Genomic DNA, 8,698 nt, shown 5'->3' on the forward strand with positions numbered 1-8,698 from the left:
TCAGGCCTCGTGCAGCGCCCTGAGGGGCGGGATCGGGGCTTGGCCGGCTTCGGCTTGGGCGACGACATGCGGCGCCCCGGCCTTCAGCATCGCGCGGAACCGCACCCGGCTGTAGACGGCTGGGTCGGTGGTGGCCATGAAGTCGTCGATCATGGCGACGAACTGCTCCGGGTGGTCCTTGTGCGGGAAGTGCCCGGAGTCGGCCACCATCTCCGTGCGCAGTCCTGGTGCCAGGGTTGCGGCGTTGTCGAGGTGAGCAGCGGGGATGACGGTGTCCTGGTCACCCCAGATGAGCAACAGAGGCATGGCCTCGGTGAGGTAGGCGCGGTCCGACATGGTGACGATCTGACCGCGCCAGTCCACGACCGACTTGACCACGTGACTGATCGCTGCGCGTGAGCGCGGGTCCCGGAAGGTCTCCACGATCTCGGCCATCTCATCGAGATCGCGCGTGTGCGGCAGTCCCGAGCGCGACATCAGTCGCATGGCAGCGGTCGTCACGTGTCGGATCACGGGAAGCGTCACCACGCCCATGGCCTGGTAGAAGCCCGGTGTGGTGATGGCTTTGATGGCCGGAGTGACCTCGGGACCGAGGCCGCCGGACGACACCAGGATCACGCGCTGGGTGCGCTCGGGGAACTGGTAGCCGAACTGCATCGCCACGCCGCCGCCGAAGCTGTGGCCGACCACGGTCACCTTGTCGATGCCGAGCACCGTGATGAGGTCTCGCATGCCGTTGGCATAGCCCCCGACGCTGTAGTCGGCACGCGGCTTGTCCGAGCTGCCGTGACCCAGCAGATCAGGGGCGATGACCGTGTAGGACTCGGAGAGTCGCTCGATGACCGGGTCCCAGGTGGTGTGGTCGCAGCCCAGACCGTGCAACAGCAGGAGGACGGGACCACTCCCGGCCTTGACGAAGGCGCGCCGGTGGCCGTGCAACGTCACGTACTGCACGTCGTAGGGAGAACCCACGCCACACCTCCGCTGCCCGGACTCCGCCAGATTTCAGGGCGCAATCATTCACCCTGACTCAGAATTCAATCAGACGACGTGTGCTGGACACCCAGCGGGCCGTGACGTTTCACGAGCCGAGGACACGTCAATTGTGAGGAAGTTCTAAACTCGGTCTGTGTCGTCACGCGCCCAGGTCACCGCTCAACTCCAGCGGTCCGTCGGAGCGCTGAGCACGGACGCCATGAGTCGGATGGAGACCGACCTGACGTGGTTCGGCGACCTGAGCGCCGAGGACCGATCCTGGGTGGGGCTGATCGTCCAGGCCGGCATCAAGGGCTTCGTCAGCTGGTACCGCGAAGCCGGCGACAACGAACCCAGCGCCGGACTCGCCGCCGACGTCTTCGGTGCCGCTCCCCGGGCCCTCACCGGGGTGATCAACCTCCAGCAGACCGTCGACCTCGTGCGCCTCAGCATCGACGTGGTGGAGCAGAACATCGACGCGTTCGTGGACCCGGAGGATGCGCCCGGCGTCCACGCGGCGATCCTTCGCTACGCCCGTGAGGTCGCCTTCGCCACGGCTCAGGTGCATGCCCGGGCGGCCGAGGTGCGCGGCGCCTGGGACGCCCGACTGGAGGCACTGGTCGTCGACTCGGTGCTGCGATCGGAGACCGACGAGACGGTGTTGTCCCGGGCCAGCGCACTTGGCTGGGTGGGGCAAGGGCACGTGTGCGTCGTCCTCGGCCTCGTCCCTGCTGAGCGCATCGCCAGCGACATCTTCGAGGAGGTACGCCGCTCGGCCCGCGATGCCGGCATGGACGCCTTGTGCGCCACGCAGGGTGATCGCATGGTGGCGATCCTGGGAGGCGTGGAGGACCCTCGGGCGGCGGCCCAATTGGTCGCGGAGCACTTTGCCGAGGGGCCGCTGGTGTGCGGTCCCCTGACGGTCGACCTGGCTTCGGCCCAGGTCTCGGCGCGGGCCGCGATGTCGGCGATGCGCGTCGCGGCCGGATGGCCGAACCGCCCCCGACCGGTGACCAGCGACGACCTCCTCCCGGAGCGGGCACTGGCCGGTGACGGACACGCGCGACGCCAGCTCGTGGCGGAGATCTACACCCCCCTCGCGGAGTCGCGCGGACTTCTCGAGACCCTCAACACCTACTTCGACCATGGTGGTTCGATCGAGGGCACGGCACGGGCGCTCTTCGTCCACCCCAACACCGTTCGCTACCGGCTCAGGTCAGCCGCCGACCTGACGGGGCTGACTCCCAGCAACCCTCGCGACGCCTTCACCTACGAGATGGCCTTGGTCCTGGGGCGGTTGCATCATTTGTAGGAAACCTACAAAGATGACCCGGTGACTTTCGTGGGAGCCCAAGGCGATCCGGAGGACTTGATCGCGGGACAGTGGACCTGTGCTTGTTATCGTCGCTCCCGGTCAAGGCGCCCAGACGCCCGGTTTCCTCGCGCCCTGGCTGGAGGACCCGGTCTTCGCGAGCCGGTTGCGCTGGTTCTCGGCGGTGACCGGCCTGGATCTCGTTCACTTCGGCACGGAGGCCGATGCCGACGCCATCCGCGACACAGCCGTCGCCCAGCCCCTGCTGGTGGCCTCCGCCCTGGTCAGCGCCGCCAGCCTGCTCGAGGACGGCACCGCCGAGGTGGGCGCCGTCGCAGGCCACAGTGTCGGTGAGCTGGCCGCCGCCGCCATCTCCGGGGCCGTCAACGCCGAGCAGGCCATGGTCCTGGTCCGTGAACGAGGTCGTGCGATGGCGCAGGCAGCCGCCGTGACCCACACCAGCATGACCGCCGTACTCGGTGGCGACCGCGACGAGGTGCTGGCCGCGCTCGAGTCGCACGGCGTGACGGCGGCCAACGACAACGGGCCTGGCCAGATCGTGGCTGCCGGCACCGTCGAACAGCTGGAGGCCCTCGCGGCTGATCCGCCCGCCAAGGCCCGCCTGATCCCGCTGTCGGTTGCGGGCGCCTTCCACACCGTGCACATGCAACCTGCCGTCGGCCACCTGTCCGCGCTGGCCGACGGGTTGGCGACCGGGGATCCTCGGCTCAGCATCATCTCCAACCGCGACGGCCAGCTGGTCCCCAGTGGATCCGAGGTCGTCGAACGCCTCGTCTCGCAGGTCAGCAGCCCGGTCAGGTGGGACCTCTGCATGGAGAGGATGCGCGCGCTGGGTGTCACGGGCATGCTCGAACTGCCCCCGGCCGGTACGCTGACCGGCATCGCCCGCCGCGCCATGAAGGGTGTGGAGACTTTCGCCCTGAAGACGCCCGACCAGCTCGACGACGCCCGCGCATTCTGCGCCAACCACAGCGGGCCTGCTGACCCCACATCCGCACCAACAGGAGCCAACTGATGCTGACGCTGACCGGCGCCTCCCATGCCGCACTGCTCGGCATCGGCACCTACCGGGCTTCACTGGTTGTGCCCAACGACGAACTGGTGCAGGCCATCGACTCCTCCGACGAGTGGATCCAGCAGCGATCGGGCATCAAGGAGCGGCGTTGGGCCACCCCTGAGGAGACCATCCAGCTCATGTCCGTCGAGGCATCTCGTCAGGCGCTGGACAATGCCGGGATCGACCCGCGTCAGATCGACTGCGTGATCGTGGCCACCATCTCCCACCTCCTCCAGACGCCGGCGATCGCGACGGCGGTCGCCCATGAGCTCGGCACCGACAAGGCCGCTGCCTTCGACATCTCCGCCGCCTGTGCGGGCTTCTGCCACGCGGTCGCACTCGGATCCGACATGGTCCGGGCCGGGACGGCAGGCCATGTGCTGGTGATCGGGGTCGAGCGCCTGTCCGACATCACCGACATCAAGGACCGTGGCACCGCGTTCATCTTCTCCGACGGCGCTGGCGCGGTGGTGATCGGCCCCAGTGAGACCGAGGGCATCGGTCCGGTGGTGTGGGGCTCCGACGGCGAGCAGTTCGACCTGATCCGGCAGAAGGAGGACTGGCGTGACGTCCTCGTCGCCGAGACCCCCGAGATGCCCAACCTGGTGATGCAGGGTGCAGCAGTGTTCCGCTGGGCGTCCTACGAGATGGCGAAGATCGCCCACCAGGCACTGGACAAGGCTGGCGTCACGGTCGACGATCTCGATGTCTTCGTGCCCCACCAGGCCAACATGCGCATCATCGATGCGATGGCACGCACCATGAAGATGCCCGCCCACGTCCGGGTGGCCCGCGACATCGCCCAACAAGGCAACTCGTCGGCGGCCTCGATCCCCCTGGCGCTGCACCGGATGATCCTCGACGGCGATGCGAAGAGCGGCGACACTGCCCTCCTGATCGCCTTCGGTGCCGGCTTGGCCTACGCCGCCCAGGTCGTCACCGTTCCCTGATTCCCGCACCACCCACTGCACCATCCGTCAAGAGAAAAGGAAGCCAGATGGCCACCACCGAAGAGATCCGCGCCGACCTCGCCGACATCGTCAACGAGGTTGCCGGTATCGACGCCGCGGACGTCCAGCTCGACAAGTCCTTCATCGACGACCTCGACGTGGACTCCCTGTCGATGGTCGAGGTCGTTGTCGCGTGCGAGGAGAAGTTCGGCGTGTCGATCCCCGACGAAGAGGTCAAGAACCTCAAGACCGTCGGCGACGCGGTTGCCTTCATCGAGCGCGCACAGGGCTGATCCCAGCCCACCCTTCTCGGGCGCCGGTGGCCTGGCCACCGGCGCCCCCCGAACACAGCACGGGCCCCGTCCGGCTCGCCGAGTGAGGATGACATGAGTCGTACAAGAGTTGTGGTGACCGGCATGGGCACCACCAGCCCCGTCGGAGGCGACGTCGCCAGCACGTGGGACGCCCTGATCAACGGACGCTCCGGCGTCCGTCACCTGACCGACGAGTGGGCCGCGGAGATGCCGGTGAAGATCGCCGGCCGCGTTGCCGTCGAACCGACCGAGATCCTGGAGCGGGTCAAGGCCCGACGCCTGGACCGCTCCTCACAGTTCGCCATGGTCGCGGCCATGGAGGCCTGGAAGGACTCCGGCCTCGAGGGTGCCGAGATCGACAACGACCGCCTCGGCGTGGCGCTGGCATCTGGCATCGGTGGAGTCACCACGCTCCTGGCCAACTACGACACGCTCAAGGAGAAGGGCCCGCGCCGGGTCTCTCCACTCGCTGTCCCCATGCTCATGCCCAACGCCCCCGCGGCCAACATCAGCCTCTACGTCGGCGCCAGGGCCGCGGTGAACACACCGGTCTCAGCGTGCGCCTCGGGCAACGAGGGCATCGCCCTGGCGCTCGACCAGATCCGTCTCGGGCGCGCCGACGTCGTCGTCGCAGGCGGGACCGAGGCGGCCATCCACCCGCTGCCGATGGCGGCGTTCGCCAACATGATGGCGCTGTCGAAGAACGAGGGAGATCCCACCACCGTGTCCCGGCCCTGGGACACCGGGCGCGACGGCTTCGTGCTCGGCGAAGGGGCCGGCGTGCTGGTCCTGGAGTCTCTTGAACATGCGCTGGCTCGTGGTGCCCGGATCTACGCCGAGGTCCTCGGCGCAGGCATCACCGCCGACGGTCACGACATCGCTCAGCCCGACCCGCTCGGCCGCGGTGGCGCACGCGCCATCATCCGCTGCCTGAGCGAGTCCGAGATCAGCCCCAAGGACATCGTCCACATCAACGCCCACGCCACCTCGACGCCGCAGGGCGACATCGCCGAGGGTCTGATGATTCACGCCACCCTGGGCGAACAGGCCAACAACGTCGTGGTGACCAGCACCAAGTCGATGACCGGTCACCTCCTCGGTGGCGCCGGTGCACTGGAGTCGATCGCCACGATCATGGCCATCCATGAGCGAGTGGTCCCCCCGACCATCAACCTCGACAACCTCGACCCGCAGGTCGAGCTCGACATCGCCACGAAGCCCCGGGAGCTGCCCTCCGGTGACATCGCGGCGCTGAACAACTCGTTCGGCTTCGGCGGCGCCAACGTGGCGGTGGCGTTCGGCAGCTACTCCTGACCTGTCGCAGACGTACACGCAAATACCCGCTGACCCGTCGCAGATGTACGTACATCTGCGACGGGTCAGCGGTCTCTCGACGCACTTTTGCGACAGGTCACACCACTTGGTGCAGCCAGCGAACTGGGGCCCCTTCACCTGCGTGGCGGAAGGTCTCAAGCTCGTCGTCCCACGGCTTGCCCAGGAGCTTGTCGATCTCACTGAGCAACGTGGTGTCGCCCAGGGCGGTCTTCACCACGGCTGCCTTGAGGCGATCCTCGGGAATCATGATGTCGCCGTGCAGCCCAGTGACGGCGTGGAAGATGCCCAGTTCGGGGGTGTAGGAAAAGCGGCTCCCCTCGGTGCCACCCGTGGGCTCCTCGGTGATCTCGAACCGGAGGTGGTTCCAGCCCCGCAGAGAAGACGCCACAGCCGCTGCCGAGCCCGCGTCGCCAGCCCACGACAGCTCAGCCCGATAGGTGCCTGACTGCGCGTTCTGCGGGGTCCAGTCGAGACTCACGGGCACACCGAGTACGCCGCCCACGGCCCACTCGATATGCGGGCACAGTGCGGACGGCGCGGAGTGGACGTAGAGAACGCCTCTCGTTGCTGTGCGGGTTGCAGTGCGTGTGGTCACCGTGACCTCCTCATCCTCGGCGTCGAGATACGCCTTCCCCAGCGGTCTCGAGAGTGATGAGCTCAGATCAGAGTGACACGTGTGTAGTTATGTAGTCATTGTGACTGATGTTGCCCGCGAACGCCAGCGCCGCGTCAGCCAACCCGGAAAGCAGTCAGCTGATCCGCACCGAAGCCGGGTCGACGATGTTGCCCACGTCACGAACCGCGCCCAACAACATGCCGTCACCGACGACTCGCGGTCCGTCGATCACGTCGAACACCAGGCAGGTCACGTTGTCGGTGCCTCCCGCGACCAGAGCGTCCTCCACCAGTCGCGCGGCCGCCGAATGTGGGTCGGCGATCTTGAGAACAGTCGCGATCCGGTCCTCATCGATGAGGTCGGTCAGCCCGTCACTGCAGACCAGGAAACGATCACCCACGTGCGCCCCCAGGTGGATGAGGTCGATCTCCTCGATGCCCGCTTCTGGGTCGGCGTGGAGCGAGCGCACCACCACGTTGCGCCAGGGGTGACGGCGCACCGCGTCGGCAGCGAGTTGGCCGGCGTCGACCAGGGTCTGGACGTACGTGTGGTCCGAGGAGATCCGGGTCAACCGGCGACCGTCGAAGAGATAAGCCCGGGAATCCCCAATGTGACCGAGCACGATGTCCTTGCCGTCGCAGGCCAAGATCGTCAAGGTGGTGGCCATGCCGGCGCGCTCAGGACGAGCGACAACCCCTTGCTGCAGACTCTTCCGTACGCCGTGCACAGCATCGATGACCACCCGAGACAGATCCGACTCGAGGTTGGCGAGCACGTGCGCGGACACGACGTAGGCCGCGGTGGCCGACGCCACCTCGCCGGCGGCGGCTCCCCCAACCCCGTCGGCCACGAGCGCAAGGTAGGGCGACATGAAGGCCGAGTCCTCGTTGTGGTCGCGCACCATGCCGACATCGGTCACTCCGGCGCCTTGGAATCGCAGCATGCCACTCCCTTCGCCGACCGTGGTGTCGTGCTCGTCACAACCCTATCTCGGGGACGCCCGACCGCTGTCGCTCATCCACAGGTGGTGTCGCGGGCCTCAGCGTTCGAGCTTCGCCTCGAGCTGCTCGGCACGTTCGGCGGCGTCGGTGATCTCGTCGCTGTCGATGGCCATGGTGCGGTGGAACCACGCCAAGGCGTCGGTCTCCCGCCCAGCGGCCACCAGCGTGTCGGCGTAGGCGTAGCGCAAACGGACGACCCACGCCGCCCGCGTCTTGCTGGTCAGGTGAGCGAGCTCCAGGGTCCGGATGGCAGCGTCAAGCTGACCCATGTCGCGACGGGCACCGGCCTCGACGATGGTCATCTCGGCCAAGGCGTCCGGTGCGAAGTTCGCGACCGACGGGCTCTTCGCCAACTTGAGGGCCTGCTCGGGCTGGCCCAGCGCCCGGTGACAGTCCGCCATCATCGGCAGGTAGTCCGGAGCACCGTTCATCCGTTTGGCCGCTCGCAACTCGGCGAGGGCCTCGGCGTAGTGACCGGCGGCGTAGGCCGTCTCCCCTACCGCTTCCCGCACGACCGCAAGTCGGGAGGCGCGCGCCCGAGCCGCAAGCGTGTGCTGGTACGCCGTCTCGGGGTCGCTGTCGATCAGCTCGCCTGCGGCCACGAGATGGCGAGCGACACGCGAGGCCAGCTTCTCTGGGAGCCCCTTGAGCTGAGCGGTGATATTGCGGTCGAGCTCCTTGCCGGTGATGTGCTCCGGAAGTGGCGGACCGTCGTACTTGGCCTGGTCGACGTTGCGTGGGCCCTGCTCGTCCTTGGGACGCTTCCAGTCGTCCTTGCGCGCCGGTCGGCTACCACCGCTGCGGTTGTCGCGCGCTTCGAAGCTGCTGCGGCTGGATCGGCCACTCCCGCCGGAGCGACCGCTGGAGCCGGCTGCGCCGGACCCGCCGGGACGACCCGACGTTCGGCTGCTGTTGCGGTCCCCGGGACGTCCCGAGCCGCGACGTTCTTCGGCCACAGTGAATCGCTCTCCTTCAAGAGGTGTACATGCAAAATAGCGTAGAGGCCACCCTGGTGGGTGGCCTCTACGAAGTGGTTGTCCGGCGACGTCCTACTCTCCCACAACCTTCCGGTTGCAGTACCATCGGCGCTGAAAGGCTTAACTTCCGGGTTCGGAAT

At 67.6% G+C, this 8,698-nt stretch carries 9 protein-coding genes and 1 rRNA gene; 5 read left to right on the forward strand and 5 right to left on the reverse strand.

Annotation, left to right across the window (positions count from 1 at the left end; translation table 11 throughout):
• Entirely contained in the window at positions 1 to 972 is a 972-nt protein-coding gene (locus AB7I40_RS16820; protein ID WP_428346905.1) for an alpha/beta fold hydrolase, read from the reverse strand.
• Between the two features lie 157 nt (positions 973 to 1,129).
• Here AB7I40_RS16820 and AB7I40_RS16825 point away from each other — a divergent pair, with 157 nt between their 5' ends.
• The 5 genes from AB7I40_RS16825 (at position 1,130) to fabF (ending at position 5,943) form a co-directional block, all read left to right on the forward strand.
• The gene (locus AB7I40_RS16825) at positions 1,130 to 2,287 is read left to right on the forward strand and encodes a PucR family transcriptional regulator (protein WP_428346904.1); all 1,158 of its coding nucleotides are present in this window, start codon (positions 1,130 to 1,132) and stop codon (positions 2,285 to 2,287) included.
• Positions 2,288 to 2,366: 79 nt separating this feature from the next.
• Entirely contained in the window at positions 2,367 to 3,323 is a 957-nt protein-coding gene (locus tag AB7I40_RS16830) for an ACP S-malonyltransferase (protein WP_428346903.1), read from the forward strand.
• Positions 3,323 to 4,315: a beta-ketoacyl-ACP synthase III gene (locus AB7I40_RS16835; protein WP_428346902.1), complete on the forward strand. Its 993-nt coding sequence runs from the start codon at positions 3,323 to 3,325 to the stop codon at positions 4,313 to 4,315. Before AB7I40_RS16830 ends, AB7I40_RS16835 begins: the two co-directional genes overlap by 1 nt.
• Before the next feature lie 47 nt (positions 4,316 to 4,362).
• On the forward strand, positions 4,363 to 4,608 hold the full coding sequence (locus AB7I40_RS16840; protein ID WP_428346901.1) for an acyl carrier protein: 246 nt from the start codon (positions 4,363 to 4,365) through the stop codon (positions 4,606 to 4,608).
• Positions 4,609 to 4,701: 93 nt separating this feature from the next.
• On the forward strand, positions 4,702 to 5,943 hold the full coding sequence (gene fabF, locus AB7I40_RS16845; RefSeq protein WP_428346900.1) for a beta-ketoacyl-ACP synthase II: 1,242 nt from the start codon (positions 4,702 to 4,704) through the stop codon (positions 5,941 to 5,943).
• Positions 5,944 to 6,040: 97 nt separating this feature from the next.
• Here fabF and AB7I40_RS16850 read toward each other — a convergent pair whose 3' ends face one another.
• From AB7I40_RS16850 to rrf, 4 genes are all read right to left on the reverse strand, one after another.
• Positions 6,041 to 6,559 (reverse strand): DUF3145 domain-containing protein, encoded by a 519-nt coding sequence (locus AB7I40_RS16850; protein ID WP_428346899.1) that lies wholly within the window; start codon positions 6,557 to 6,559, stop codon positions 6,041 to 6,043.
• Positions 6,560 to 6,713: 154 nt separating this feature from the next.
• Positions 6,714 to 7,523, reverse strand: coding sequence for a PP2C family protein-serine/threonine phosphatase (locus tag AB7I40_RS16855; protein ID WP_428346898.1), 810 nt, complete (start codon positions 7,521 to 7,523; stop codon positions 6,714 to 6,716).
• Positions 7,524 to 7,619: 96 nt separating this feature from the next.
• Entirely contained in the window at positions 7,620 to 8,537 is a 918-nt protein-coding gene (locus tag AB7I40_RS16860) for a tetratricopeptide repeat protein (RefSeq protein ID WP_428346897.1), read from the reverse strand.
• A gap of 80 nt (positions 8,538 to 8,617) precedes the next feature.
• Positions 8,618 to 8,698 (reverse strand): 5S ribosomal RNA (gene rrf, locus AB7I40_RS16865); the annotation flags it as partial.

The organism is Nocardioides sp., assembly GCF_050246775.1.
Taxonomy (GTDB): Bacteria; Actinomycetota; Actinomycetes; order Propionibacteriales; family Nocardioidaceae; genus Nocardioides.

What these genes read in the sequence shown, in the direction of transcription:
- fabF (WP_428346900.1), top strand. Translation starts at nt 4,702, where the DNA reads ATGAGTCGTACAAGAGTTGTGGTGACCGGCATGGGCACCACCAGCCCC.
- AB7I40_RS16840 (WP_428346901.1), top strand. Translation starts at nt 4,363, where the DNA reads ATGGCCACCACCGAAGAGATCCGCGCCGACCTCGCCGACATCGTCAAC.
- AB7I40_RS16855 (WP_428346898.1), bottom strand. Translation starts at nt 7,523, where the DNA reads ATGCTGCGATTCCAAGGCGCCGGAGTGACCGATGTCGGCATGGTGCGC.
- AB7I40_RS16835 (WP_428346902.1), top strand. Translation starts at nt 3,323, where the DNA reads ATGCTGACGCTGACCGGCGCCTCCCATGCCGCACTGCTCGGCATCGGC.